Here is a 24,226-nt window from a genome sequence, read left to right on the forward strand (position 1 = left end):
AAGAACAGCTGAAGTACGTGACCACCGAAACCCCGCTCGACCGTTTCAAGACCGTGCTCGGCGGCGCGACGCGCGCGCTGTCGCGCGAGCCCGAGGTGGAGCTTGGCTTCACCACCGACGCGCCGACCCAATCGGGCAAGCACATCAAGGTGCCGATGCCCGCGCGCAATCTGCCGGCCGAACAGGTCGCGGAAGCGCGTGGCTTCGCCGACGGCTTCGCGTTGCGGCTGCGCCATCACGACGTGAAGCTCCACGCGAAGGCCGCGCCGGCCGAGGCGGTGGCGCGCGCGGTGTTCGATGCGGTGGAGACGGCGCGGGTCGAGGCGCTCGGCGCGCGCGGCTATACGGGGATCACCGACAATCTCGCGATCGCGCTCGACGCGCGGTTGCGCTCGGACCCGATCACACGCGCACGCAACCGCGACGAGGTGCCGCTGTCGACCGCGCTCGGCCTCGTCGTGCGTGAGCGGCTGACCGGGGCGCTGCCCCCCGCCGCCGCCGCGCCCGCGATGGCGCTGGTCCGCGACTGGATCGAGCGGCAGGCCGGCGCCAATCTCGACGCGCTCGCGCTCGCCATCGACGATCAGCGCGCGTTCGCCGGACTGACGACGCGGCTGCTCGAGGATCTCGACCTCATCGAAGGCGAACTCGTGCCGGAGGAGACCGACGAGGGCGGCTCCGAGGACGAGGGCACCGACGAGCAGGAACAGACCGACGACAGCGACGAGGGCGACGCCGAGACCGAGCAGGGCGAAGGCGAGATCGAGGCGCGCGGATCGGAGAGCGAGACCGACCAGCAGGACGGCGAAGGCGAGGACCGCGACGACCAGCAGTTCGACGACGGCGAAGGCGAACCCGGCGACGACGGCGAGGACGGCATGCTGCCGACCCGCCCGAACCGCCCGATGTCGGACATGCCGCCGCAGTTCGAGTACAAAGCCTGGACGACCAAGTTCGATGAGGTCGTCGCCGCCACCGACCTGTGCGACGCGGACGAACTGATCCGCCTGCGCGCCTATCTCGACCAGCAACTCGTCCATCTGCAAGGTGCTGTGACCAAGCTCGCCAACCGGCTGCAACGCCGGTTGATGGCCCAGCAGAGCCGGAGCTGGGACTTCGATCAGGAGGAAGGCATCCTCGACGCGGCGCGGCTGGCGCGGATCGTCGTCAACCCGATGCTGTCCTTGAGCTACAAGATCGAGCGCGAGACCGAGTTCCGCGACACGGTCGTCACCTTGCTGATCGACAACAGCGGCTCGATGCGCGGGCGGCCGATCTCGATCGCGGCGATCAGCGCGGACATCCTCGCGCGCACGCTGGAGCGCTGCGGCGTCAAGACCGAGATCCTCGGCTTCACCACGCGCGCGTGGAAGGGTGGGCAGAGCCGCGAGGCGTGGCTCGGCGCAGGCCGGCCGCCCCAGCCGGGGCGACTCAACGACATCCGCCACATCGTCTATAAACAGGCCGACGAACCGTGGCGGCGCGCCAAGACCAACCTCGGGCTGATGATGCGCGAGGGGCTGCTCAAGGAGAATATCGACGGCGAGGCGCTGCTGTGGGCGCACCAGCGGCTGATCGCGCGTCACGAAGAACGCAAGATCCTGATGGTGATCTCGGACGGCGCGCCGGTCGACGATTCCACGCTCAGCGTCAACTCGGGCAGTTTCCTCGAACGCCATCTGCGCCAGGTGATCGGCTGGATCGAATCGCGCTCGCCGGTCGAGCTGGTCGCGATCGGCATCGGCCACGACGTGACGCGCTATTATGCGCGTGCGGTGACGATCATGGATGCCGAACAGCTTGGCGGCACGATCATCGAGCAGCTCGCCGCGTTGTTCGATACGCCGTGATCGCGGCACCGGCGGGCGGGTTCGCCGGCCCGGTCAAACGCTCGGTCACGATCGCGGGGCATCCGACCTCGATCAGCCTCGAACCTCTGTTCTGGCAGGCGCTCGAACAGGCGGCGCGCGATCACGCCCTACCGTTGAGCGCGCTGATCGCGGAGATCGACGCGGTGCGGATCGTCGCCGACGATCCGCCAAATCTCGCCAGCGCGATCCGTAGCTGGCTGTTTGCGGCCGCGCAGAGCATCGCGGTTACGTAGAAACCCGTAACGGTGTCGCACCGAATATCGGATTTTTTCGCCCCCCGCCTATAAAGCGAGCAGGGAGATACGAGATGTTTGAAGCACCGATCATGGCCGCGTTTCAGATCAATGCCGCGGACGAGATCGCCACCGGCCCGATCGCGGGCATCGCGCTGGCGCTGCCGTTCAGCCTGGCGATCTGGGCGGTGATCCTCGGCACCGCCCGCATCTGGCTCTGATCCGCTACCGCCCGGCATGACCGCCGGCGGAGTTCGTCGCAGCCGTGACCGGCGCCGACCAGCCTCCCCCCAACGACCGGAACAGATCGACCTGCGCGTCCGCGATGCGCACGTCCGCCGCCGCCAGATCGGCATCCGCATCGGCAAAGGTCCGCTGCGCATCGAGCACCGTCAGGAAATCGATCGTGCCCTCGCGCTGGCGCGCCTCGCTGATCTTCGCGGCCCTCGCCGCCCCGTCGCGCGCCGCCACCAAAGCCTGCCGCCGGTCGATCTCGCGCGCATAGGTCGATAACGCGGTTTCGGTTTCCTCCAGCGCGGTCAGCACCGTGCCGTCGAAGCTGGCGAGCGCGCCGCGCGTGTCGGCCTCCGCCCCTGCGATCCGTGCGCGCGCGGCCCCGGTGTTGGGGAACGACCAGTTGATGAGCGACCCCACCAGCCAGCGGAACGGCCCGCCACCGAAAATGTCGCTGAAGCTCGTCCCCGTCGATCCGACCGATCCGCCCAGCGTGATGCGCGGATAGAGGTCTGCGGTCGCCACGCCGATCCGCGCGGTCGCGGCCGCCAGCCGCCGCTCGGCGGCGCGCACATCGGGGCGGCGCGCGAGCAGGGTCTGGCCGTCGCCGACCGGGATCGGCTGGTCGAGTCGGGGCGGATCGGTGCGCAGGCCCGCATCGGCGGCGAGCTCCTGCGGCGCGTGGCCGGTCAGTGTCGCGAGCCGAAACAGCGCCGATTGCCGCTCGGCCTCGATCTCGGGCACCAAAGCGGCACGCTGGTCGCGCAGCGTCTGGATGCGGATCACGTCGAGCCGCTCGGCGCGGCCGGCATCGAAGCGTTTGCCGGTGAGCGTCACCGAGCGGTCGAGCAACGCAACGATGCGCTTCGCCACCGCCAGCCGTTCGGCGGCCCCGGCGGCATCCACATAGGCACGGATCGTCTGCGCGACGATCGCGACGCGCACCGCATCGGCATCCGCCGCCGCCGCGCTCACGTCACCGCGCGCCGCCTCGATATTGCGGCGCACGCGGCCCGCCAGATCAAGTTCGTAGGACACGTCGAGCCCTACGTCGATCTGTTCGGTTTCCTTGGCGGTGCCGAGCCCGCGCTGGAGCGCCGGCAAGCGGCCGTAGCCCGGCTGCGCGCTGAGCTGGGTCTGCGGCAACCGATCGTTGCGCGCACCCTTCAGCGCCGCGCGCGCCGCATCGAGCCGCGCCACCGCGACGCGGATATCGGTGTTGGCGGCGAGCGCCTCGCCGACCAGCCGGTCGAGCACCGGATCGTTGTACAGCTTCCACCATTGGCCGTCGGGCGCGGCGGTGGTGACGGCGGGCGTCGTCGCCCCGGCGAAACCGGCCGCCGCCTTCGGCTTGGCGACCGGCGCGACATAGTTGGGGCCGACTGCACAGGCCGACAGTGCGAGCGCCGAGATGGTGGCGAACAGAGACTTCTTCATTATGTTCCGCTCCTATTCGGCGGGCTGAAGCTGGGGATCGGCAGCCGTATCGGCGGCGGGCCGGCGACGCGCCAAGCGCACCGCGAGCGCGCGACACACCACGTAGAAGGTCGGCGTGAAGATCAGCCCGAACGCGGTCACGCCGATCATCCCGAAGAACACCGCCGTACCGAGCGCCTGCCGAAGCTCCGAGCCCGCCCCGCTCGCCGTCACCAGCGGCACCGCGCCGAGGATGAAGGCGAACGAGGTCATCAGGATCGGCCGCAACCGGGTCCGCGCCGCCTGCACCGCCGCCTCGACGGGCGTGAGCCCCTGCTGTTCCTCGGCCTGCTTGGCGAACTCGACCACCAGGATCGCGTTCTTGGCGGCGAGCGCGATCAGCACGACGAGGCCGATCTGGGTGAGGACGTTGTTGTCCATGCCGCGCAGGTTCACCCCGATCATCGCCGCGAGCAGACACATCGGCACGATCAGCACGATCGCGAGCGGCAAAGTCACGCTCTCATATTGCGCGGCCAGCACCAGGAAGACGAACACCACCGCCATCAGGAAGACGATGCCCGCCGTGCTGCCCGCCGCCTGCTGCTGGTACGCAATGCCGGTCCACTCGGTCGAATAGCCCTTGGGGAGCGTATCGTCCGCGAGCTTCTGCATCGTCACCAGCGACTGGCCCGAGGAGAAGCCCGGCGCGGTATCGCCGTCCACCTCGACCGCAGGCGCGAGGTTGTAGCGCGTCACGCGGTACGGCCCGGTCTTGTCCTCGAAGGTCGAGACCGACCCGATCGGCACCATCTGCCCGGAGTTCGAGCGCGTCTTGAGATTGGCGATATCGGCCGGGGTGCGGCGGAACGGCGCGTCGGCTTGGGCCGTGACGCGGTAGGTGCGCCCAAGCAGGTTGAAGTCGTTGACGAACGCCGAGCCGAGATAGACCTGCAACGCCTCGAACACCCGCTCCGGCGGTACGCCGAGCATGTTGGCCTTGGCGCGGTCGACGTCGGCAAAGATGCGCGGCGTGGCGGTGTCGAAGAAGCTATAGACCTGCTTCAACCCCTTGGTCTGGTTGGCCTTGCCGATCAGCCCGAACGCGGCCGCACCCATTTCCTTATACCCACGCGCCTCCTGATCCTTGACCATGATGCGGTAGCCGCCCGCCGAGCCGATGCCCTGGATGAGCGGCGGCGGCACGATCAACAGCCGCGCCTCGTTTATGTCGGCGGTCGCCTTGCCCGCCTCGGCCATGATGCTGCCGAGCGTCACGCCGAGCTTCTGGCGCTCCTCGAAGGTCTTGAGCGGGATGTAGGCGGCGGCCGAATTGGGGGCGAGCGTCTGCGAGGGGCCGTCGAAGCCCGCCAGCATCACCGCGCCCTTCACGCCGGCCAGCGGCAGGATGCGCGCGGCGACCTTGCGCATCACCGTATCGGTGCGCTCGACCGAGGAGCCGGGCGGAAGCTGGATGACGGTGAGGAAGTAGCCTTGGTCCTGCGCAGGGATGAAGCCGGTCGGCGTCACCCAGAACACGCCCACGGTCAGCGCGATCATGCCGACATAAGCCAGCATCATTTTGCGCGGCGCCTGCACGAAGCGCAGCGTCATGCGGGCATAAGCGTTGCTCAGCCGTTCAAAGCCGCGGTTGAAGGCATCCCCGGCGCGCGTCACCGCCGCGCCGATGCGGCCCTTCCGGCGATTGTCGTGCGGCTTGAGCAGGATCGCGGCGAGCGCGGGCGACAGCGTGAGCGACAGCACCAGCGAGATGATCGTCGCGGTCGTGATCGTCACCGCGAACTGGCGGTAGAACGCCCCCGACAGCCCGGTGAGGAACACCGTCGGCACGAACACCGCGATCAGCACCAGCACGATCGCCACCAAGGCACCCGACACCTCGTCCATCGACGTGCGCGCCGCTTCCAATGGCGAAAGCCCATGTTCGAGATTGCGCTCCACGTTCTCGACCACGACGATCGCATCGTCGACGACGATGCCGATCGCCAGCACCAGCCCGAACAGCGACAGGTTGTTGAGCGAATATCCCATCGCCGCCAGCACCGCGAAGGTGCCGATCAGCGAGACCGGAATCGCCACCACCGGGATGATCGCCGCACGCCACTTTTGCAGAAACACGAGGATGACGATGACGACGAGGACGATCGCTTCGATCAGCGTGTGCTTCACCGCGTCGATCGACTGCGAGATGAACTCGGTCGGGTTGTAGATCACGCGGTAGGCGAGGCCCTTGGGGAAATGCTTCTGCGCGTCGTTCATCGTCGCGGTGACGGCTTGCGCAGCGGCCAGCGCGTTCGATCCCGGCCGCTGGAACACCGCGAGGATCACCGTCGGCTTGCCGCTGATGTACGTGTTCGAGCCGTAATCCTGCGCGCCGAGCTCGACCCGCGCCACGTCCGACACGCGGACCTGACGGCCGTTCGCGTCGGTGCGGATCACCACGTCGGCGAACTGCTTGGGATCGGTGAGGCGGCCCTGCGTCTCGACGTTGAGCTGATAGGCGTCCCCCTGCGAATAAGGCGGCTGGCCGAGCGTACCGGCGGCGACCTGCACGTTCTGCGCACGCAAGGCGGCGACGATCTCGCCCGCGGTCAGGTCGAGCGCGGCGGCGCGACCGGGGTCGATCCACACACGCATCGAATAGTCGCGGCTGCCGAACAGCTGCACGTCGCCGACGCCGTCGATCCGGGTCAGCCGGTCGCGGATCTGCGTCAGCGCGTAGTTCGACACATAGCCGCGATCGAGCGAATTGTCGGGCGAGATCAGGTTGACCACCATCAGGAAGTCCGGCGAGGTCTTGCGCGTGACGACGCCGAGACGCTGCACGTCCTCGGGCAGACGCGGCACCGCGATGGCGACGCGGTTCTGCACCAGCACCTGCGCGGCATCGAGGTTGGTGCCGATCTTGAAGGTGACGGTGATGGTCAGCTTGCCGTCACCGGTCGATTGCGACGACTGGTACAGCATGTTGTCGACGCCGTTGATCTCCTGCTCGATCGGCGTGGCGACCGTCTCGGCCACTGTCTCCGCGTTCGCGCCGGGGTAGGTCGCGGTCACGGTCACGGTCGGCGGCACGATGTCGGGATATTGCGAGACCGGCAGCCCGACATAGGCGATCGCGCCGACGAGGGTGATGACGACCGCGATCACCGCGGCGAAGATCGGCCGCGTGATGAAGAAGCGCGAGAGGCGCATGATGTCCGTCCTTTGCGAACAGGAGAATTACGGCCCATCCGTTCGGGCCGAGCGAAGTCGAGGCACCCGCGCAACCGCGCGAGACCTGTCCCTCGACTCGCTCGGGACGATGGGTGGTACTGAGCAGAAGGCGCTTTGCGGGCGTCAGCGCCCGAACGTCGCTTCGCCGGCGAGCGGGGCGACCACGTTCGGCGTGGCGGCGACCGCCTCGGGCGTGATCTTGCCGAGCGTCGGCGCGACCTTCGCGCCGGGGGCGGCCATCTGCACGCCGGTAATGACGACGCGGTCGGCCGGGGTCAGGCCAGAACGGATCACGCGCAGGCCGTTGATGACCGGGCCGAGCTCGACCGGCTTGGCCGCGACCTGGTTCTGGCGATCAACCGTCAGCACGATCTTGCGCGCCTGATCGGTCTGGACGGCAGCGTCGGGCACGAGCAGCGCCTTGACGGTGCCGCCGTTCGCCAGCCGCATGTTGCCGAACATGCCGGGGGTGAGGAAATACTTGGGATTGTCGAGCACCGCACGGCCGCGGATCGTACCCGAACGCTGGTCGAGCGCATTGTCGGTGAAGTCGAGCTTGCCCTTCCAGCGATGCTCGGCCTCGTCCTGCAACTGAATCTCGACCGGGGTGGGGCCGGCGCCCGGCTGACGCGCGCGCTGCGCCTTGAGGTACAAGGCTTCCGAGCCGTCGAAGGTGAAGTAGATCGGGTCGAGCGCGTTGATCGTGGTCAGGACGGTGCCGCCGGTCCCCTCCCCGCCCGCGACCTGATTGCCGGGATCGACTTTGCGATCGGAAATGCGCCCGCCGATCGGCGCGCGGACCTGCGTGAAGCCGACATCGAGCGCCCGCGCACGCACCCGCGCCTGCGCCGCCGCCAGCGCGGCACTCGCCGCCTGTACCTTGGCGCGCAGCGAATCGACCTCGCCCGCCGACACCGCCTCGTCATCGACCAGCCGCGTCGCGCGGCCGAGATCGGACTTGGCGAGCGCCAGCGCGCTCTGTGCGCTCGCGACATTGGCCCTGGCTTCGGCGAGCTGCGCCGCGAACGGACGCGCGTCGATCGTGAAGAGGAGTTGGCCCTTGCGGACGATATCACCGTCGCGAAAATGGACGCCGGTGACTTCGCCGTTGACGCGCGGCCGGATCTCGACCGTGCGGCTGGGGGCGAAGCGGCCGATATAATCGTCCCACTCGTTGACCTCGCGCACCAGCGGGGTCGCCACCGTCACCGCCGGTGTCGGCATCGCCGCCACGATCGGCGCGGGCGTGGCGAGCTTCACGCCGGCATAGCCGACCACCGCCAGCGGCAGCAGGATCGCGGCGCCACGCTGCCAGCCCGGCATGCGCGACCAGCCGCGCGACACCGGCGTCGAGTCGGCGGTTTCGATATGGGTTTCCATGTTCATGCGGCGATCTTCCACGCGAGCGAACCCACCGTGCCGCCGGTGACGCTCGCCACCAGCAGTTCGGCCTGCGCCATGGTGAAACCAGCCTTTAAGAAGGTCGCGACCTCCGACGCAGGCAGCGCATAGCCGCGCCGCCAGGCGTGGACGGCGAGCCGGCGCAGCGTCTCCAGCCTGGGCTCGGCAAGACGCGACGCCTTGCCGAAGCCGAACAGCCCGCCGAACGCGCGCGACACGGGGCCGGGTTCGCTCAGGCTGCTGATCTTGTCGCGGCGGGCGACGGCGATGACGCTCCATTCGAGCGCGGAGAAGCTCGGCGCGGCGGCGGCATCGACGGCGGTGCGGCTGGCGGAGGGAGCGGCGAAAGGATGTTCGAGATCGAGATAAGCCATGAGAAGTCCCCTGAGGCGGCCGCGCACCGACGGCCGCGCGAACGCCGGTGCGTCGCGTCGAGGCCGGAAGTCCGGGCAAGGTTCGGGCAGGCGCGGAGGAGCGTAGGGCACGCCCCGCCCGCGAGATCCGTCAGAATGTCGAAAGGTACGCTATGCAGCCGCGCACATGCGGCTGCCGGGCAATCAGCAGGTCGTTTTGGTCACGGGCGTTTCCTTCCGCCGCTATACCGGGCTGCCTGATGTTCCCGGCTTCGATACCAAGCGGTATATAATCGGCTGCTGCACCGCGTCAACCGCATTCTGTACCGGTAGGTAAATTACTTTAAATTTAGCGCCACGAAGCTGCCGCTCACTTGGTCGGCCACACCGACAGGCTCGTCTCGACAAGCTGGGTCAGGTCCATGCAGCACGTCCCCGTGCTGGCCTGAACCGACAGCCCCTGCATGATCGCGTACAGGAAGCGGGCCAGCGCCTTGGCTTCGAGCCCCTCCGGGAACTCGCCCTCATCCTTGGCGCGCTGGAACCGTTCGATCAGCGCGACCTCCGACGAGGCGCGCCGGGCGATCACGTCCGCCCGGATCGATTCGGCTTCCGCGCCGCACGAGATGACGCTCATGATCGCCATGCACCCTTTCGGGTCGCATGAACTGGTCTGCATCTCGAGCGCGCCGCGCAGGAAGCGTTCGGCGACGCCACGCGCGGTCGGCGCGGACAGCGCTTTCTCGGTATAAGCGAGCTTGTCGCGCTCATAGAGGTCGAGCGCCTTGTGGAACAACTGCTCCTTATTGCCGAATGCGGCGTACAAGCTGGGCTTGGTAATGCCCATCGCCGCGGTCAGCTCCGCCATCGACGCGCTTTCGTAGCCGTGCTGCCAGAACACGCGCAGCGCGGCGGCAAGTGCCGTGTCGAGATCGAATTCGCGCGGCCGCCCTTTCGGGGGCGCAATCGTGTCAGCCTGTTCCATACCGATCGGTATATAGGAAGCCCGGCACGTCGAGTCTAGGCGCGATCGGGTTTAGCCGTGGTTGCGCGGATAGACGATGATCGACAGGTAACGCATTGGAAACTGAAGGAACTCCTCCGGCCCGTGCAGCGCGCCCGAATCGAACATCATCGTATCGCCGGGGCGCAGATGATAGGTTTCGCTGCCGTGGCGATATTTGATCTCGCCCTCGATCATCTGGATCAGCTCGACCCCGGCATGGCTGAAGCTGGTGTGCGGGGTCGCTTCCTCGTTGAGCGTGATGAGGTACGGCTCGACCACCACGTCACCGCGCGACAGGTGGCCGAGCAGCTGGTAGTTGTGCCCCGCCTTGGTGCCGCGCCGCTCGATGCTGACGCCGCGCCCGGCCGGCACGAACGAACAGTCCTGCCGCTCCTCCACGCTCTCGAACAAGGACGAGATCGGCACCGACAACGCGTGCGCGAGCGACTGCACCGTCGTCAGCGAAGGCGAGATCTGGCCGTTCTCGATCTTGGAGAGCATGCCGAGCGAGATGCTTGCCGCCGTAGCGAGATCGGACACCGAAAGATCCTGCCGCCGGCGCAACAGGCGGATCTGCGCGCCCAGCGCCCGCTCCAGCGTGCGCGCCTCGGTGGTGGGCGCACTGGAGACGGTCTTCAGCTCGTTGATCTCGACGGCGGCCGTCTCGATATCGTTCACCAACTTGGCCTTGGCCATTCGCTCAATCTCCGATCCCGACGCGCGTTGAAACACCCGCGGCGCGCCTCCGTACCACCGGGAACACGCGGGGTGCCCGACGCGATTCCGGCTGGGTTCCGCCATCGCGCCATTGCAGGCGGCGCGCAACAGGCATGTCGCGAAGGCGAGGTTAACCCGCGCTGTACCTATGCCGCTTCCGGCGTTTTCCAAGCGCCGACGGTTTCCTTTTCCTCCTTGCACGCCCATATGCGGGCGTATCGGCACGCCCGCGCGACAGACGGACGGCCTTCTCGCGGGAGAGTCGTCCCCTCGTTCGTCAACGGGAAACCGCCATGTCCCTCCTCCACCCCTCCGGCCCGAGCACGCGGCCACGGCGGCGCGGTGTCGCCTCCGTCAATGCCGAGGTGCGCGACGGGATCATCCCGGCGGCGGGTTCGCTCACCACCACGCAGGATGTCGGCCCGGCGGTGTCCGGCCCTAATTACCGGCTGGTCGCGCTCATCATCGCCAGCGCGCTGTTTATGGAGTTCGTCGACGCGACGGTGCTGGCGACCGCGCTGCCGACCATGGCGCGCGACTTCGGCGTGCGCGCGCCCGAGATGAGCATCGCGCTCACCTCCTATCTGCTCGCGCTCGCCATCTTCATTCCGGCCTCGGGCGTGCTGGCGGATCGCTACGGGTCGCGCACCGTGTTCCGCACCGCGATCGTGCTGTTCATGCTCGGCAGCCTGGCCTGCGGGCAATCGCGCACGCTCGAGATGATCGTGGTGTCGCGCTTCGTGCAAGGCATCGGCGGCGCGATGATGATCCCGGTCGGGCGGCTGGTGCTGCTGCGCTCGGTCGCCAAGCAGGACATGGTCAATGCGATGTCGTGGCTGCTGGTGCCGGCGCTGATCGGGCCGATCGTCGGGCCGCCGCTCGGCGGGTTCATCGTCACCTATCTCGACTGGCGCTGGATCTTCTACATCAACCTGCCGATGGGCGTGCTCGGCGTGTGGCTGGTCGGGCGCTTCATCGCTAACATCAAGGAGGATGCGCCGCCCGCCTTCGACCTCGCCGGTTTCGTGCTGAGCGGCGTGTCGCTCGGCTGCTTGCTGTTCGGGTTCGAGATGGTCAGCCGCCCGGGCGAAGGCGGCACGGCGGCGGTGCTGGTCGCGATCGGCGCGATCGCGGGCTTCTTCTACATCCGCCACGCGCGCGGCCGCGAAGGCGCGATCCTCGACCTGACGCTGATGCGCGATCCGACCTTCCGGCTATCAGTGATCGCAGGGTCGATCACCCGCATCACGCAGGGCGCGCAGCCGTTCCTGCTGCCGCTGATGATGCAGGTCGGCTTCGGCTTTTCCGCCGCACGCAGCGGCACGATCACGGTGGCGACCGCGATCGGATCGCTGGCGATGAAGGGTCTCGCCCAGCGCGTGCTGCGCCGGCTGGGCTTCCGCCGCGCGTTGATCTGGAACGGCGTGCTGGCGACCAGCGGCTATGCGATCTGCGGGCTGTTCCGCCCGAGCTGGCCGGTATGGGCGATGTTCGGCGTGCTGGCGATCTCGGGCTTCTTCATGTCGTTCCAGTTCACCGCCTACAACACGATCGCCTATGACGGTGTCGACAAGCGCCACATGAGCAGCGCGACCGCCTTCTACTCCACCTTCCAGCAATTGATGCTGTCGCTTGGCATCTGCATCGCCGCGATCGCGCTGCATCTGGCGATGCTCGCGCACGGCCATGCCGCGCCCGCGCTCGGCGACTTTTCGGTGGCGTTCTGGGCGGTGACGGCGATCTCGCTGAGCGCGACGATCTGGAACCTGCGCTTCGCACGCGATGCCGGCGCGGAGATCAGCGGACATGCCGAGCCGGCGGCGCGGAAGGCCACCGCCTGAGCCGATCAGTCGCGCCGCAGCCCGATACGCTCGCGCTCCTCGGCCGGGATCAGCCCTTCGAGCACGGCCCAGAAGCCGCCGACCGCCGCCTGCCCGGCGCTCGCATAGGCGGCGGACAGCCGCTCGCGCAGCGCGTCGAACAACTGCGTCTCCAGGCTACGCCCGGCCTCGCTCAGCCGCAGCAGCCGCTGGCGCCGGTCGCGGTCGCCGGGACGCATCTCGACCAGCCCACGCTCGATGAGTTCGTTGAGCACGCGGCCGAGCGACTGTTTGGTGATCGCCAGCAGCCCGAGCAGCTGACTGACCGTCAGATCGGGCTGACGCGCGATGAAATACAGCGCGCGGTGGTGCGCCCGGCCAAGCCCCTGGTCCGCAAGACCCTGATCGATGGTGCGCGTCAGATGGCTGTTCCCGAAATACAGAAGTTCGAGCCCGCGCCGAAGCTCGGGTTCTCGCAGGAAAAGCGGCGACGCGGCGGTGTTCTGCCCTGCCATGTTGACCGGATTTGACCGCAACCCTATCAGGGTTCAACCCAAAATTTGTATCAAGATGTACGAAGGTTGCCATGCCCGATCAGACTGCCCCAGACATGGATCGGACCGCGACCGAAGCGCCTGTTTTCGCGTTCGAACGCAGCGCCAGCCCGATCGACGCAAACGAGCGTGCGCGCCTGCTCGAGAACCCCGGCTTCGGGCGGGTCTTCACCGATCATATGGCGATGATCCGCTATAGCGAGGAGAAGGGCTGGCACGACGCGAAGATCTGCCCGCGCGCCGCGTTCCAGATGGATGGAGCATCGGCGGTGCTGCATTATGCGCAGGAAATCTTTGAAGGCATGAAGGCTTATCGCCTGGAGGACGGCAGCACCGCGCTGTTCCGGCCCGAGGCGAACGCGCGCCGCTTCCGCGAGTCCGCGGTGCGCATGGCGATGGAGCCGCTGCCCGAAGACCTGTTTCTCGCCTCGGTGCGCGAACTGGTGAAGGTCGAGCAGGACTGGATCCCCGAGGCGGAAGGCGGTTCGCTGTACCTGCGCCCGTTCATGATCGCGAGCGAGGTGTTCCTCGGCGTGAAGCCTTCCTCCGAATATCTCTATGCGGTGATCGCATCGTCGGTCGGCGCCTATTTCAAGGCGGGCGCGGGGGCGGTATCGCTGTGGGTCTCGCAGGATTACACGCGAGCGGCCCCCGGCGGAACCGGCGCGGCCAAGTGCGGCGGCAACTATGCCTCCAGCCTCGTCGCGCAGGCCGAAGCGACGCGCAAGGGCTGCGATCAGGTGCTGTTCCTTGACGCGGTCGAGCGGCGCTGGATCGAAGAACTGGGCGGCATGAACATCTTCTTCGTGTTCGACGACGGCAGCCTCGCCACCCCGCCGCTGACCGGCACGATCCTGCCCGGCATCACTCGCGATTCGATCATCGCGATGGCGCGCGACATGGGGCTGACCGTGCGCGAGGAGCCCTATGCGATCGACCAGTGCCGTGCCGACGCCGAGAGTGGCCGCCTGCGCGAGGCGTTCGCCTGCGGCACCGCCGCGGTGGTCGCGCCGATCGGCACCATGAAGATGGCCGATGGCGACTTCACCATCGGCAGCGGCGGCCCCGGTCAGACGACCATGCGCATCCGCGACGCGCTGACCGGCATCCAGCGCGGCAAGCTGCCCGACCAGCACGGCTGGGTCGAGCGGATCGCCTGATCGTAAGAACCTTAGCGAAAGGGTCTTTTCAGCGGCGGATGCTGCGCCTAAAGGCGTCCGTTCGCGCGTTGGGGCGTCGCCAAGTGGTAAGGCAGCGGCTTTTGGTGCCGCCATTCGCAGGTTCGAATCCTGCCGCCCCAGCCAACCGAATCAACGTGTTCCGGTTGTCGCGCAGTGACTTAGGTCGAAAATCTCGGAGAGCATGGTAGGACTGGGTTTGCCCCAGTTAGCCCCAGTTAGACGGCTATTCCGCCATGATTTCCGTCATGATTTTGTCTGCGCCACAACCGATTCGGAGTTGGTTATGGCTAAGAAAATTGCACTATCCCCGGCAGCGATCGACGCGTTGCAGAAAGGAAAGTTGTCCGATCTTCACACCCCCGGACTGTCGGTCGAAGCCCTGCGCAGCGGCAAAAAACGGTGGCGGTATCGCCGGCATGTGTCTGGCGCCGATGTCATGGCGACCCTGTTTGGCGGAGCCTATCCGATCGTAACGATCGCTGAGGCGCGCGAGTGGGCGCGCGGGTTAAACGCTTCTGCTGAAAAGGGAATTGATCCGCGCGAAGCGATTCGTGCGCAAAAGGCGCGCGATGAGATGACGGTCTCGCGCGCGCATGAACTCTACATGGTTGCCGTTCATGAGGGCCGCGCGTCGCGCGCCAAACGTCCGAACCGACCGCGCACGATCAAGGACAAGATCAAAATCTACGAACTCGATATAGCGCCGAAACTTGGCAAGCGCAGCATTTACGAAGTGACCGAGACGGACCTGATTCGCTTGGTTCAAAAGAAAGGCATTTCCGCCAGGATTCGTGCCAATCGGCTCGCGGCGGAGCTGAAGGTGTTCTTCGGCTGGGCTGCATCACTGCGAGGACTCGAGGTCGGGCTCGAGGTCGATCCGTCGCGGCGCCTCGGCGATCTCAAATTCCCGGAGCCTGTCGGCTCCCGTGTCCTGAGCTTGCTTGAACTCGAGTGGTTCCTGAAAGCACTCCTGCCCGAACCTCGCTACGTGCAGCGGGGCATGCTGCTGATGCTGCTGACCGCCGCGCGCATTTCGGAAGTCGTGCAGGCGCGCTCATCCGAATTGGTCAGCGGCATCTGGATACTCCCAAAGGATCGAGTGAAGAATTCATTCGAGCATCGCATCGCGCTTGGCCCGTGGGGCCGATCGCTCATGCTCAGCAAACATGAATGGGTATTCCCTGCGGAAAGGATTGATGGACCGCGCAATAATTCGGTCTGGTACAAAGCGCGAGATCGCGTGCAGGCGCGGATGGCAGACATCGCGGGTCACCCGGTTCAGCGCTTCACCCCGCACGACTTCCGCAGGACCGCGCGCTCCAACACCAAGAGACTCAAGGTCGATTTCGAGACCGCCGAAGCGATGATGAATCACCTGAAGTCGGGGATGGAGCGCATCTACGATGGCTACGAACTGGAGGAGGAGAAGGCATCCTGGTTTCTCAAATGGGAGCGAGAGATCACGGCGATTGCGACGAAGGCAGGCGTGGCCGAGGCATTGGGTGTGCCGACCAACGAGCTGAAGGTGAATCCGACCCCCTCCGCCGCGCGTCTTGCCGTCCCGAATTTCGCCGTCGTGTCCCCACGATACCGGCTGGCTCCGACCGTTCAGAGCTGAGCCGTCACAGGTGCGCTACCGTTCGCGCGTTGGCAGGGGGATCCGGACTCAGGATGACCTGGTACGGTGTGCGGAACGCGCAATTGGCACCGTAGTCATACGCAGTTGCGGTTCGTCATGCTGCGCTGCACAAGAGCAATGCCTTTCAGGCATCCTCTCCTAAAACTTGTCGGGCGGCCGTTTGGCCGCCCTCTTTTTGTATAACGCCTTCACCGGAGAACCGCTCACCTCACCAGAGAGCACGAGTGTCGAGCCAGGCATCCACTTCTTCGCGCCTGAACCTCGGACATCGGCGATGCTTGCTGCGGCCGCTCCCGAGTTCGTACTCGCGCGGGAAATCCTGCGGCCGAGATTTTCGGAGGCGATCGATTTGACGTCTTGAGAGATGTGCCAGAAGCGCAAATTCATCAACGGTAATCATGCCCGCGGGATCGTACGGACAATCGCGATTGGACATGTTCAAGGTGCCGTCACGCGGCGTTTTCGTGCGAATGCCCTGTCGCTCTCGAGAAAGGCCGAGAGCATTGCCGGAATCAGCTCACTCAAAGGCTCGGCACGACCATAAGCTTGTTCGTAAGCGACGGCATAATCGACCAATGCCTGATGAACGTCCGGAAGAATGTTGATCGTCAGCTTCACTGGTGTTCGATCAGGAAGGCGACCTAGGCGCAGATCGGGCATATAGAAACTCCTATCCGCGCCACGGCGCGAGAATGAGATCACGGTGGACGACCAATCGCACGGGCGAGCCTGGACGAATGGTGATCGTCGGCTGAATCTGCAGGTTCTTGGACGTAAGCTGGTCGGCCGCCCGCGATTCACTCTGCTGGGTCGACTGGCGGATCGCCTGGACGAGATCGCTCTCGTTCGAGAACGTCAGGCTGGATCCCACGCCAAGCAGCGTCGACAGGACGACGCCTTTCAGCAACTGCCACGTGTGCATGTCGACCTTGTCGGCAAGCCCGGCATAGCCGGACGGGTCGGTGGCAGGCACATTGTCGAGCGCGAGCGAACTGCCGTCGGGCAAGATGATCCGCTGCCAGACCACCAGCGCGCGCCGCTGCCCGAACGCGACGACGCTGTCGTAAGAACCGATCAGTCGCGCGCCTTGGGGGATCAGCAGAACTCTCCCTGTCGCGCTATCATAGACCTGCTCGGTCACCTGCGCGGTGACCAGCCCCGGCAGATCGGATCTCAGCCCGGTTAGGAGGCTGGCCGTGATCACGCTGCCAGCCGACAGCATGTTTGGCGAAGCAGGCTGGGTCAGCGGGTGCGGATTGACGTCACCCCCGCGATCAATCGCGCCAACGAAATCGATTTTGTGCTGCTGCGCGCCCGGGTCCTTATCTGTATCCAGCGCCACCTTGGCCGGATCGGACGCACTGACCGCAGGCGGCGTCACGACGGGCTCGACCGGCACTGCAGATCCAGCCGACTTCGCCATCAGCCCGGATTCGCGCGCCTCCTTGAGCTCGGCGAGCTGACGCTCGCGCTCGGCGGCCGCCTCCTGGTCGACCGCCTGCGGCGCCGGGACAGATGTTCCGGCTTCCGCTGCCATCGCACGCTGGTGATCGAGGATCGCGCGCCCGAGGTCGCCTGGTAGTGGTGCTCCCAGTCGCGGGACATCCCCGTAACTACTGGGAAGCTTGCTCAGCGTGTCGCTCTGCGGTTTCGCAATGTCGCCGCGATCTTCGTGCTGCCGCACAAGATGAAAGCTATGCGGGCTCAGCGCGAACCATGCCGTTGCCATCACACTTGCCGAGCCGAGCGCGGCGGTTGCGACGATGATCCCGCGCTTGAAGCGGATCGCGCGCGCGGGCTTGCCACGCAGTGCGAACGTCTCCGGATCGACCTTGGTCGGCAGAACGACAGCCTCGCCCTCGCCGTTCGGCTCATCGATCGCATCGGATGTCCCGGTCACGACGACCGACCCTTTCGCGACGGCGCGACGCGCACAATTCGCACAACGTCTTGATGCTTGGTGCCAAGACGAAGTTCGGCCGCATCGAACAGCCGGTCGACCACATAAAAACGGTCGCGCAGCCGGTAATTGACGAGTTGCGCGACACCCTTGTCGTCAACCAGGAACAGCGGCGGCGCTTCCCCGGCGCCGAGCGTCGCGGGAAATTCAATGAACGTCTGCCGGCCGTCATCGAACGCGCGGATCGGCCGCCAGGCGGGCTTGTCGCCCGCGATCGCATAATCGAACCGCAGTTGCGCGACATCGAGCCCGGATGCGATGGGCGCAGCCGAAGCAGCCTGCGCCTCCGCGCGTTTGAACGCGATCAAGGCATCCTGCGGATAGGTCCAGGACAGCGCCGACATTGCCGCGCCGCCTGTGCTCGCCAGCGCGAGATGATAGCTCCGCCGATCCGTCGTAACGACGAGATTGGTGGAGAGCCCGGCCGCAAACGGCTTGACCAGCAGATGAGTGCGCTTGGTGTCCCCTGCCCCACTGCTTGTATCGCCGATTACCCAGCGCACCGTATCGCCGCTTGCGACCGCGCCGAGAATCTCCCCCGGCTGGAGCGCGATGTCAGTAACGCGTCCAGGCGCCGCGTAGACCTGATAGATCAGGCCATCGGTAAACGGATAGACCTGCGACGCGTTGGTGAACCCCTGCACCGCTGGCTGGAGCGTCGCCGACCGATTCGCAGCGGCGACATTCTTCACCGCGAGCGGGAGACGCGGGTGCATGAGTTTCACCGGCTTCACGTGCCGAGTCACGGCGGCAGGCTCTTGCGTCGGGGCGGGCTTCGACGCCACGGTCCTGGTCGCCGGCGGTGCCTCTGCCGCGATCACCGCGAATGCGATCGCGCCGAGCGCGGACATGGTAAGCAGGCGTGTCATTGCTGGGTCTCCTGGCTGGGGGTGGCAGGTTGCGCGGTGTTCGCGAGATCAAGCGCAGCCGACGGCTCGATCAGCGGAGCAGCCGTCCGGGCAGCCTGCTGCGAGGATGCGGGCTCCAGCTCGCGGCTCCAGTCGATCGCATCGACGTAAATGCCGAGCGGGTTCTTGCGTAGCGTGTCGGCCGAGACCGGTGGCCGCGAGATGATCGAGAGAAAACCGGTCCAGTGCGATGTCGCGGCCTTGCTGCCATGCTCAAACGCCGTTTCGCTCCATTTGACCTGAGGGCATGTGCCCGCCCTTTTAGCCGCATTCGGCCTGGACATAGGGCGGGCCACCCGGCCGCCTCATCGGGAGGTCGGACGGCGTTGCACGACGTGGATCCGCAGAGGCGCGATCGTGCCTGGCGATCACGTCAGGGTGGGGTGCTTCAGGGCTAGCGCCGTAAAGTATCCGAGCGCCCTGAAGCGCCTGTGCTGACCGAGGCGGATGTTGAAATGTCCAGCACCGCGCCACCGCGTGGTTTTCCGGCGAGGCGGACCCTGCGCGTCAGGTCGATATGGACTATGCTCGGCGTGGGGTCGCCGCTTGGATGGGTGTGCGCCAACACGACACCCGCCGCCGCCCACTCCAGCGCCCGTCCCACGACTGGCGCGGCGCGATGTCGGCAGTGCCGAGACCGCTCGGGCACACGATCGGGGCACAGATCGGAGGATGCCGCGTCCTCAAGTACAGCACGCGCACGCGTTCGAACGGGAGCTGTTCGAGGTCGGATTGCAGAGAGTTCAGCACCGCGCCGGAGTCGGGTAAAAGCGGTTCCGCCAGAATCTGCTTGGGCAAACCATGCCGCATCGCCGCTGGTCAGGAGCACCACGACCGTAGGATGGGACGGCAGACAGGCTCGCAGGCGTGATCGCGACGCTGCCAGCACGGCAATACCCGATCCGACCTCCGCAGGCAGCGCCGTCGCGACGCCTTCGCTGTCAAAGAGCGCGACGCGTGCGATCAGGTTCGCCAGGACGGGTCGTGTCCAAAGCGCGTGATCCGCACGATGTGGCGGATCGTGCCCGCCAGCAGGATGATCAGGCCAAGATATGCCGGCGCGATCTCCAGCACCGCATAGGCCAGCGGCTGCGAGCGCCGCAAGGTGAAGCCAAGATGGCTCATCACCGCGACGATCTGCAAAGCGGAAAGGGCGATCGGCCAATGACGGTCTGCCTTGATCGAGAGAGCTATGAACAGCACCGCCATCGTCACATCGACACTCAGCAGCGCCGGATCGATCGCGCCGAAGCGGACATCAACGTCGTGGTGCTCGAACAGCCTCGACGCCGCTTCACCGCCGAGCATCAGCATCGCGGCGAACCGCTCAGGTTTCCCGCCCCTCCAGATGGCAAAGGCTGCGATCCCCAGAAGCGGCAGGACGTATCGGAGGAGGGGCGACGGCATCCCGGCAAGGATGCCCCCTCACCTCGTCAGGTCAAGCGGCGACCCGGTCGCCGAGCATCACGAGCTGCCCCGTCGGCGTGATCGAGCGATCGGGACAGCCATTGTCGCCGTAACCGACCTCGCGTCCGACCTGCGCCATTAGCGGATGTACGTCGGCAATCCGCGCTTGTGCGAGCACCGACTGATGGACCGCGCTGGAAAGCGCAATCAAGGCCTGATTGCCGACCGTGGCATCGAGCCCCGTTTTCGCACGCGCTTCGAACGCATCGGCGACGAGTTGGGCGCCGCGACGCGCGAGTTCGATAGCCTGGGTTTCGAGATCGAGAAACTGTGCCGCGATACGATCGCCCGCCTGTTTGATCCGGTATTCCTGTGACATTGCTTACCCCATGTGCTCGGGGAGCCGGCGAAATATCGCTAGCGGAGCAGGTCTTCGACGGATTTGAGCATCGCCGGAGCCGCGATGATCGCGAAGATCACAAACGCGGCAACGACGAATGTCGAAATGACCAGATCCTTGGTCGAAAATCGCGCGAGACGGCTCCCGGTCTGGTTGTGATCGGGACGCACGACCGGAGCGACGTTCGAGGCGAAGGGCAGAAGGTCTTCCCCAGGGCCCGAGGTGGTCTCTTCGATCACGTTCCCGGGGTCTGACCTCACAGGATCGAGCGAGATCGTCGCCCCCGCTTGACGCACCCCCTCCTGCAAGAGGGGGGAGCGATCGAACACGGCAAATGCCTTGGCGGCCTCGGCGCTGGTGGCACATCCGAGTCGACCCCGGGCCTCTCTCAGGTGTTCCTTGACGGTATATTCGCTAAGGCTGAGCCGCCTGGCAGTTTCCTTGGCGCTCTCCAGCGCAAGTACCCCACGCAGACAGTCTTTCTGGCGTTCGGTCAGCGAATCGATCTGGGATGCCGTCGTCACTGCATCATTCTATGCCGGTTTTTGCCCGCCCCGTCATGAGCTTAGCGCCACCCAATGCTATGATGCGCGTACACAACCTTCGACGTCATCACCGCGCGACCGCCTTCGCGGCGCAGTAGGACTTGAGAAAATCCGGATGGCTCGGCATCTTGTCGACCAGTTCGCCTATTTCAAGACGCATACGGTCCAACTCACCGCGCAACTGCGCTTCCGGCATCATCTCGGCTAGGCGGTGATAGCTGCGGGGGAAATGGCGCTGGCCGAGCAGCACCATCACCCAGCTGTCCGCCAGGAACAGTTCGTGGCCGACATGGTAGGCCCGCCCGTTTTCCTGCCACAGCGCCAGCCGCGCCTTCAGGCTGTCGGGGATCTCCATGTCGCGGCAGCGGCGCCAGAACGGCGAATCGTCGCGTTCAGTCACATGGTAATGCAGGATGATGAAGTCGCGGATGTTCTCGAACTCCTGCCGCGACTTGGCGTTGAAGCGGCCGACCAGCGCGAGGTCGAAGCCGTCGAACGGAAAGTCCTCGATCAGGCGCGTCACAGCCGCCATCATCAGGTGGATGCTGGTCGATTCGAGCGGCTCGATGAAGCCGCCGGCCAGCCCGAGGGCGACACAGTTCTTGTGCCACGGCTCGGTCCGGGTGCCGGTCTTGAAGCGGACCAGCCACGGATCGACGATCGGCTCGCCGTCGATCTCGGCGAGCAGTCGCGCATGCGCCTCGTCATCCGACATGAAGTCGCTCGCGAAGACGAAGCCGTTGCCGTCGCGGTGCTGGAGCGGGATGCGCCAGCGCCAGCCGGCCTCGTGCGCGATCGCGGAGGTATAGGGCTGCTTCGGCCCCTCGGACGCAGATTGCACCGCGACCGCGCGGTCGGTGCGGATCCATTGGCCCCAATCTTCGAACGGCACGCCCAGCGCACCGCCGAGCAGCAGCGAGCGGAAGCCGGTACAGTCGATGAACAGATCGCCCTCGACGCGCTCGCCGGACTCAAGCACCAGCGCGGCGATGAACCCGCTCTCGCCGTCGCGTTCGACGTTACGAATCTTGCCCTCGATCCGCCGCAGGCCGGCTGGCTCGGCAAGCCCGCGCAGGAAGCGGGCATAGCGCGCCGCGTCGATATGATAGGCGTATCTGGGCGCGAGCGGCGGCGCGAGCGACATGCGGTTCGCCTCGCCCGCGACATATTCGAGGCAATATTCGCCGAGGTCGCCGCCAAAGCCCTTCGCGCGCGCATGCAGCCAGAAATGGTGGAAGTCCGCCATCCAGCTCCACTTGCGCCCGAGCAGGCCGAACGGGTGGATGTAGCGATCGCCGATCCGCGCCCAGTTGCGGAACTCGATGCCCAGCTTCACGGTCGCCTGCGTGGCCGCCATGAAGACGTCTTCCTTCACCTTCATCAGCGTGTGGAAGCCCTTGAAGGTCGGGACGGTGGACTCGCCGACGCCGATCGTACCGATATCGTCCGACTCGACGAGGACGACGTCGATCAGCGGCCCGAGATGCCGGACCAGGGCGGTCGCCGTCACCCACCCGGCCGTGCCGCCGCCGGCGACCACCACGCGTTTGACGATCTGGCGCGACGATGGCGTGTGCTGCATTGCGGGCTCCATTAGGGGGTCGCTCACCGGTTCAGCCGCTGGAGCACTTGCGCGCGCAGTCGCCGCGCACCGATCTCGTCGAGCGGCGCCAGCGCGCCGCGGGCGTGGGGTGGCAGATGCTCGGCCGACCGCTCGGCGGGGCCGAACACATAATAATCGAACAGCGCGCGCCAGCTCTGCTTCTCGGCCTCGGGGCGGTCGCGCAGGCTCAGCAGCGCGTGGAGCAACGTCGTCATCGGCGAGTCCGCGAAGGGCGGCGCATCGTTCCACCAGAAGTTGACAAGGATGTTGAAATCGTTCTGCGCCTCGACATTGTGCCACCACAAGGCCGGGTAGATCAGCACGTCGCCTGGTTCGAGGTCGAACACCTGCGCCGCACGCGCGGCTTGCGCGAAGCGCGGGTAGCGCGCCGGATCGGGCGCGCGCGGATCGACCATGCTCACCACCTGCCCGCCCGGCGTCGGTTCGAGCGGGCCGGGATAGAGGTTGCCGATCTGATCGGGCGGGAACAGCGTGAACCGGCGCCGTCCGGCCACGCAGCACGCGATGTTGTTCGATGCATCCCAATGTGTCGCGGCGACGGTGCGGTTGCCGATCCAGATGCTCGCCAGCGGCGTCGCCGCGCCGAAGATGCCCGGCGGCAGATCGTTCTCGGCGCGCAGGCCGGGAAGGTAGCGGTCGAGATCGGTCGAGCCGACATACATCGCCGCGTCGGGAGCGCGCAGCAGCCGGTCCAGCCAGTCGTCGAGCGGCACGCGGGTGGCGGTGAAGTTCATGGCCGTCATGGCATCGTCGTAGAAGAACCGTCCGCCTGCCTCCGGCGGCGCGGTATAGCCGACCACCGGCTCGCCCGTGTAGAAACACTTGAGATAGTCCGCCGCCGCGCGCGCATCGGCTGCGCGCACCAGCGGCCAGTCGCGCACCAGCCCGCGCAGCAGCACCGGCTGCTGCGTCGCGACCAGAGCGGCGGGGTCGAACGGCGTCATGCGGCGACCTGAGCGGACACGCTCCCGGCGCGGCGGCGGTTCTTCAGCGCGATCAACCGGCTGACATTGCCGAGCGACGAGGCGACCAGAAAGGCGTGCCGCAGGAACCCGGACCGGTTGAGCGCCAGCAGCGCCGGGCCGTCCAACTGCGCCAGCCGCGCGGCGCTGACGGTATGGCAGTCGGGAATGTCGTACCGCGTGACATCGTCGAGCGCGATGTCGAGCCGGACCGGCTCGATCAGGTCGGCCGCCAGGAACGCGGCGAACATCGCGTCGCGCTGCGCCAGCCCGTCATGCACGACCTGAAGCACCCGCACGATATGGTCGAGATACGGCGTGTGACCGCCGTGCGGCAGGAACAGCGGCTGCCCGTCCGCCGCGCCCACACGCGGATGGTCGAGATCGACATGGATCATCGCCTCGCGTTCGCCCGCGCCGCGATCGACCATGCCGATCTTGAACGCGCCGCGCTGGTGGACCGCCGGCACATGCCGCGCGTCCCACCCGGCATCGCTCAGGAACAAATTCTCGTCGCGGTCGAGCCCGAGCAGCGCCACCGCGTAGAACGCGCCGCCCACATCCTTGCGGAACAGGATTGGATAGTCGCGCTGCACCTCGTCGAATTCGGTCGGGAACACCACGCACTGGTTCACCGCATCCCCGAACCGCGCCGCATAGCCCGTCGCCACGCGCAGATCGGCATGGGTGATGTTGTTCAGAAGAACCGTTCCGGTCATCGCTCCCCCAAAGGCTTCGCCGCCTGTTTCATGGCGGCG

25 protein-coding genes and 1 tRNA gene are annotated in these 24,226 nt (G+C 66.5%); 7 read left to right on the forward strand and 19 right to left on the reverse strand.

Going from position 1 to position 24,226, the window contains the following annotated elements:
* Positions 1–17 precede the first annotated feature (17 nt).
* From cobT to AC3ANX_RS15505, 3 genes are all read left to right on the forward strand, one after another.
* On the forward strand, positions 18–1,850 hold the full coding sequence (cobT, locus tag AC3ANX_RS15495; protein WP_488334154.1) for a cobaltochelatase subunit CobT: 1,833 nt from the start codon (positions 18–20) through the stop codon (positions 1,848–1,850).
* Positions 1,847–2,104: a ribbon-helix-helix domain-containing protein gene (locus AC3ANX_RS15500; RefSeq protein WP_488334155.1), complete on the forward strand. Its 258-nt coding sequence runs from the start codon at positions 1,847–1,849 to the stop codon at positions 2,102–2,104. The genes cobT and AC3ANX_RS15500 overlap by 4 nt, the downstream gene beginning before the upstream one ends.
* A 74-nt stretch (positions 2,105–2,178) precedes the next feature.
* Complete coding sequence (locus tag AC3ANX_RS15505; protein WP_488334156.1) at positions 2,179–2,325, forward strand: hypothetical protein; 147 nt, start codon at positions 2,179–2,181, stop codon at positions 2,323–2,325.
* Between the two features lie 4 nt (positions 2,326–2,329).
* Here AC3ANX_RS15505 and AC3ANX_RS15510 read toward each other — a convergent pair whose 3' ends face one another.
* The 6 genes from AC3ANX_RS15510 to AC3ANX_RS15535 form a co-directional block, all read right to left on the reverse strand.
* On the reverse strand, positions 2,330–3,775 hold the full coding sequence (locus AC3ANX_RS15510) for an efflux transporter outer membrane subunit (RefSeq protein WP_488334157.1): 1,446 nt from the start codon (positions 3,773–3,775) through the stop codon (positions 2,330–2,332).
* 12 nt (positions 3,776–3,787) lie between these two features.
* Positions 3,788–6,970 carry an efflux RND transporter permease subunit gene (locus AC3ANX_RS15515; RefSeq protein WP_488334158.1) on the reverse strand — a complete coding sequence of 1,061 codons (3,183 nt, stop codon included), beginning with the start codon at positions 6,968–6,970 and terminating at the stop codon, positions 3,788–3,790.
* Positions 6,971–7,114: 144 nt separating this feature from the next.
* Positions 7,115–8,377: an efflux RND transporter periplasmic adaptor subunit gene (locus AC3ANX_RS15520; protein WP_488334159.1), complete on the reverse strand. Its 1,263-nt coding sequence runs from the start codon at positions 8,375–8,377 to the stop codon at positions 7,115–7,117.
* Positions 8,374–8,766 carry a hypothetical protein gene (locus AC3ANX_RS15525; RefSeq protein WP_488334160.1) on the reverse strand — a complete coding sequence of 131 codons (393 nt, stop codon included), beginning with the start codon at positions 8,764–8,766 and terminating at the stop codon, positions 8,374–8,376. Before AC3ANX_RS15525 ends, AC3ANX_RS15520 begins: the two co-directional genes overlap by 4 nt.
* A gap of 349 nt (positions 8,767–9,115) precedes the next feature.
* On the reverse strand, positions 9,116–9,730 hold the full coding sequence (locus tag AC3ANX_RS15530) for a TetR/AcrR family transcriptional regulator (protein ID WP_488334161.1): 615 nt from the start codon (positions 9,728–9,730) through the stop codon (positions 9,116–9,118).
* A 51-nt stretch (positions 9,731–9,781) separates the two neighbouring features.
* Positions 9,782–10,447 carry a helix-turn-helix domain-containing protein gene (locus AC3ANX_RS15535; RefSeq protein WP_488334162.1) on the reverse strand — a complete coding sequence of 222 codons (666 nt, stop codon included), beginning with the start codon at positions 10,445–10,447 and terminating at the stop codon, positions 9,782–9,784.
* Between the two features lie 314 nt (positions 10,448–10,761).
* Between AC3ANX_RS15535 and AC3ANX_RS15540 the strand changes: the two genes are divergently transcribed.
* Positions 10,762–12,309 carry an MFS transporter gene (locus AC3ANX_RS15540; RefSeq protein ID WP_488334163.1) on the forward strand — a complete coding sequence of 516 codons (1,548 nt, stop codon included), beginning with the start codon at positions 10,762–10,764 and terminating at the stop codon, positions 12,307–12,309.
* A 5-nt stretch (positions 12,310–12,314) separates the two neighbouring features.
* Here AC3ANX_RS15540 and AC3ANX_RS15545 read toward each other — a convergent pair whose 3' ends face one another.
* On the reverse strand, positions 12,315–12,803 hold the full coding sequence (locus tag AC3ANX_RS15545) for a MarR family transcriptional regulator (RefSeq protein ID WP_488334164.1): 489 nt from the start codon (positions 12,801–12,803) through the stop codon (positions 12,315–12,317).
* 95 nt (positions 12,804–12,898) lie between these two features.
* Between AC3ANX_RS15545 and AC3ANX_RS15550 the strand changes: the two genes are divergently transcribed.
* From AC3ANX_RS15550 to AC3ANX_RS15560, 3 genes are all read left to right on the forward strand, one after another.
* Positions 12,899–14,002 carry a branched-chain amino acid aminotransferase gene (locus AC3ANX_RS15550; protein WP_488336971.1) on the forward strand — a complete coding sequence of 368 codons (1,104 nt, stop codon included), beginning with the start codon at positions 12,899–12,901 and terminating at the stop codon, positions 14,000–14,002.
* 69 nt (positions 14,003–14,071) lie between these two features.
* Positions 14,072–14,146 (forward strand) — tRNA-Gln (locus AC3ANX_RS15555).
* 160 nt (positions 14,147–14,306) lie between these two features.
* Positions 14,307–15,641, forward strand: a complete 1,335-nt coding sequence (locus tag AC3ANX_RS15560) for a tyrosine-type recombinase/integrase (protein WP_488334165.1) — start codon at positions 14,307–14,309, stop codon at positions 15,639–15,641.
* A gap of 159 nt (positions 15,642–15,800) precedes the next feature.
* Here the strand turns inward: AC3ANX_RS15560 and AC3ANX_RS15565 are convergent, their stop codons facing one another.
* From AC3ANX_RS15565 to AC3ANX_RS15620, 12 genes are all read right to left on the reverse strand, one after another.
* Entirely contained in the window at positions 15,801–16,049 is a 249-nt protein-coding gene (locus tag AC3ANX_RS15565) for a hypothetical protein (protein WP_488334166.1), read from the reverse strand.
* Positions 16,050–16,100: 51 nt separating this feature from the next.
* Positions 16,101–16,322, reverse strand: coding sequence for a DUF2274 domain-containing protein (locus AC3ANX_RS15570; protein ID WP_488334167.1), 222 nt, complete (start codon positions 16,320–16,322; stop codon positions 16,101–16,103).
* Between the two features lie 10 nt (positions 16,323–16,332).
* Positions 16,333–17,391, reverse strand: a complete 1,059-nt coding sequence (locus tag AC3ANX_RS15575) for a TraB/TrbI/VirB10 family type IV secretion system protein (RefSeq protein WP_488334168.1) — start codon at positions 17,389–17,391, stop codon at positions 16,333–16,335.
* A gap of 167 nt (positions 17,392–17,558) precedes the next feature.
* Complete coding sequence (gene trbG, locus AC3ANX_RS15580) at positions 17,559–18,491, reverse strand: P-type conjugative transfer protein TrbG (RefSeq protein WP_488334169.1); 933 nt, start codon at positions 18,489–18,491, stop codon at positions 17,559–17,561.
* Positions 18,488–18,814 (reverse strand): VirB8/TrbF family protein, encoded by a 327-nt coding sequence (locus AC3ANX_RS15585; protein WP_488334170.1) that lies wholly within the window; start codon positions 18,812–18,814, stop codon positions 18,488–18,490. The genes trbG and AC3ANX_RS15585 overlap by 4 nt, the downstream gene beginning before the upstream one ends.
* Positions 18,815–18,924: 110 nt before the next feature.
* Positions 18,925–19,419 (reverse strand): JAB domain-containing protein, encoded by a 495-nt coding sequence (locus tag AC3ANX_RS15590; RefSeq protein ID WP_488334171.1) that lies wholly within the window; start codon positions 19,417–19,419, stop codon positions 18,925–18,927.
* A 74-nt stretch (positions 19,420–19,493) separates the two neighbouring features.
* Complete coding sequence (locus AC3ANX_RS15595; protein ID WP_488334172.1) at positions 19,494–19,844, reverse strand: hypothetical protein; 351 nt, start codon at positions 19,842–19,844, stop codon at positions 19,494–19,496.
* A gap of 124 nt (positions 19,845–19,968) precedes the next feature.
* The gene (locus AC3ANX_RS15600) at positions 19,969–20,316 is read right to left on the reverse strand and encodes a hypothetical protein (protein WP_488334173.1); all 348 of its coding nucleotides are present in this window, start codon (positions 20,314–20,316) and stop codon (positions 19,969–19,971) included.
* A 38-nt stretch (positions 20,317–20,354) separates the two neighbouring features.
* Positions 20,355–20,861 (reverse strand): response regulator transcription factor, encoded by a 507-nt coding sequence (locus AC3ANX_RS15605; RefSeq protein ID WP_488334174.1) that lies wholly within the window; start codon positions 20,859–20,861, stop codon positions 20,355–20,357.
* Positions 20,862–20,949: 88 nt separating this feature from the next.
* Positions 20,950–22,464 (reverse strand): tryptophan halogenase family protein, encoded by a 1,515-nt coding sequence (locus AC3ANX_RS15610; protein ID WP_488334175.1) that lies wholly within the window; start codon positions 22,462–22,464, stop codon positions 20,950–20,952.
* A gap of 23 nt (positions 22,465–22,487) precedes the next feature.
* Positions 22,488–23,450, reverse strand: a complete 963-nt coding sequence (locus tag AC3ANX_RS15615; RefSeq protein ID WP_488334176.1) for a cupin-like domain-containing protein — start codon at positions 23,448–23,450, stop codon at positions 22,488–22,490.
* Complete coding sequence (locus AC3ANX_RS15620) at positions 23,447–24,187, reverse strand: SapC family protein (RefSeq protein ID WP_488334177.1); 741 nt, start codon at positions 24,185–24,187, stop codon at positions 23,447–23,449. Before AC3ANX_RS15620 ends, AC3ANX_RS15615 begins: the two co-directional genes overlap by 4 nt.
* Between the last annotated feature and the right edge of the window lie 39 nt (positions 24,188–24,226).

The organism is Sphingomonas sp. BRN-1R (assembly GCF_057748035.1).

What these genes read in the sequence shown, in the direction of transcription:
- AC3ANX_RS15505 (WP_488334156.1), top strand. Translation starts at nt 2,179, where the DNA reads ATGTTTGAAGCACCGATCATGGCCGCGTTTCAGATCAATGCCGCGGAC.
- AC3ANX_RS15510 (WP_488334157.1), bottom strand. Translation starts at nt 3,775, where the DNA reads ATGAAGAAGTCTCTGTTCGCCACCATCTCGGCGCTCGCACTGTCGGCC.
- AC3ANX_RS15515 (WP_488334158.1), bottom strand. Translation starts at nt 6,970, where the DNA reads ATGCGCCTCTCGCGCTTCTTCATCACGCGGCCGATCTTCGCCGCGGTG.
- AC3ANX_RS15520 (WP_488334159.1), bottom strand. Translation starts at nt 8,377, where the DNA reads ATGAACATGGAAACCCATATCGAAACCGCCGACTCGACGCCGGTGTCG.
- AC3ANX_RS15525 (WP_488334160.1), bottom strand. Translation starts at nt 8,766, where the DNA reads ATGGCTTATCTCGATCTCGAACATCCTTTCGCCGCTCCCTCCGCCAGC.
- AC3ANX_RS15530 (WP_488334161.1), bottom strand. Translation starts at nt 9,730, where the DNA reads ATGGAACAGGCTGACACGATTGCGCCCCCGAAAGGGCGGCCGCGCGAA.
- AC3ANX_RS15535 (WP_488334162.1), bottom strand. Translation starts at nt 10,447, where the DNA reads ATGGCCAAGGCCAAGTTGGTGAACGATATCGAGACGGCCGCCGTCGAG.
- AC3ANX_RS15540 (WP_488334163.1), top strand. Translation starts at nt 10,762, where the DNA reads ATGTCCCTCCTCCACCCCTCCGGCCCGAGCACGCGGCCACGGCGGCGC.
- AC3ANX_RS15545 (WP_488334164.1), bottom strand. Translation starts at nt 12,803, where the DNA reads ATGGCAGGGCAGAACACCGCCGCGTCGCCGCTTTTCCTGCGAGAACCC.
- AC3ANX_RS15550 (WP_488336971.1), top strand. Translation starts at nt 12,899, where the DNA reads ATGGATCGGACCGCGACCGAAGCGCCTGTTTTCGCGTTCGAACGCAGC.
- AC3ANX_RS15560 (WP_488334165.1), top strand. Translation starts at nt 14,307, where the DNA reads ATGGCTAAGAAAATTGCACTATCCCCGGCAGCGATCGACGCGTTGCAG.
- AC3ANX_RS15565 (WP_488334166.1), bottom strand. Translation starts at nt 16,049, where the DNA reads ATGAATTTGCGCTTCTGGCACATCTCTCAAGACGTCAAATCGATCGCC.
- AC3ANX_RS15570 (WP_488334167.1), bottom strand. Translation starts at nt 16,322, where the DNA reads ATGCCCGATCTGCGCCTAGGTCGCCTTCCTGATCGAACACCAGTGAAG.
- AC3ANX_RS15575 (WP_488334168.1), bottom strand. Translation starts at nt 17,391, where the DNA reads ATGGCAACGGCATGGTTCGCGCTGAGCCCGCATAGCTTTCATCTTGTG.
- trbG (WP_488334169.1), bottom strand. Translation starts at nt 18,491, where the DNA reads ATGACACGCCTGCTTACCATGTCCGCGCTCGGCGCGATCGCATTCGCG.
- AC3ANX_RS15585 (WP_488334170.1), bottom strand. Translation starts at nt 18,814, where the DNA reads ATGTCCAGGCCGAATGCGGCTAAAAGGGCGGGCACATGCCCTCAGGTC.
- AC3ANX_RS15595 (WP_488334172.1), bottom strand. Translation starts at nt 19,844, where the DNA reads ATGCTGATGCTCGGCGGTGAAGCGGCGTCGAGGCTGTTCGAGCACCAC.
- AC3ANX_RS15600 (WP_488334173.1), bottom strand. Translation starts at nt 20,316, where the DNA reads ATGTCACAGGAATACCGGATCAAACAGGCGGGCGATCGTATCGCGGCA.
- AC3ANX_RS15610 (WP_488334175.1), bottom strand. Translation starts at nt 22,464, where the DNA reads ATGCAGCACACGCCATCGTCGCGCCAGATCGTCAAACGCGTGGTGGTC.
- AC3ANX_RS15615 (WP_488334176.1), bottom strand. Translation starts at nt 23,450, where the DNA reads ATGACGCCGTTCGACCCCGCCGCTCTGGTCGCGACGCAGCAGCCGGTG.
- AC3ANX_RS15620 (WP_488334177.1), bottom strand. Translation starts at nt 24,187, where the DNA reads ATGACCGGAACGGTTCTTCTGAACAACATCACCCATGCCGATCTGCGC.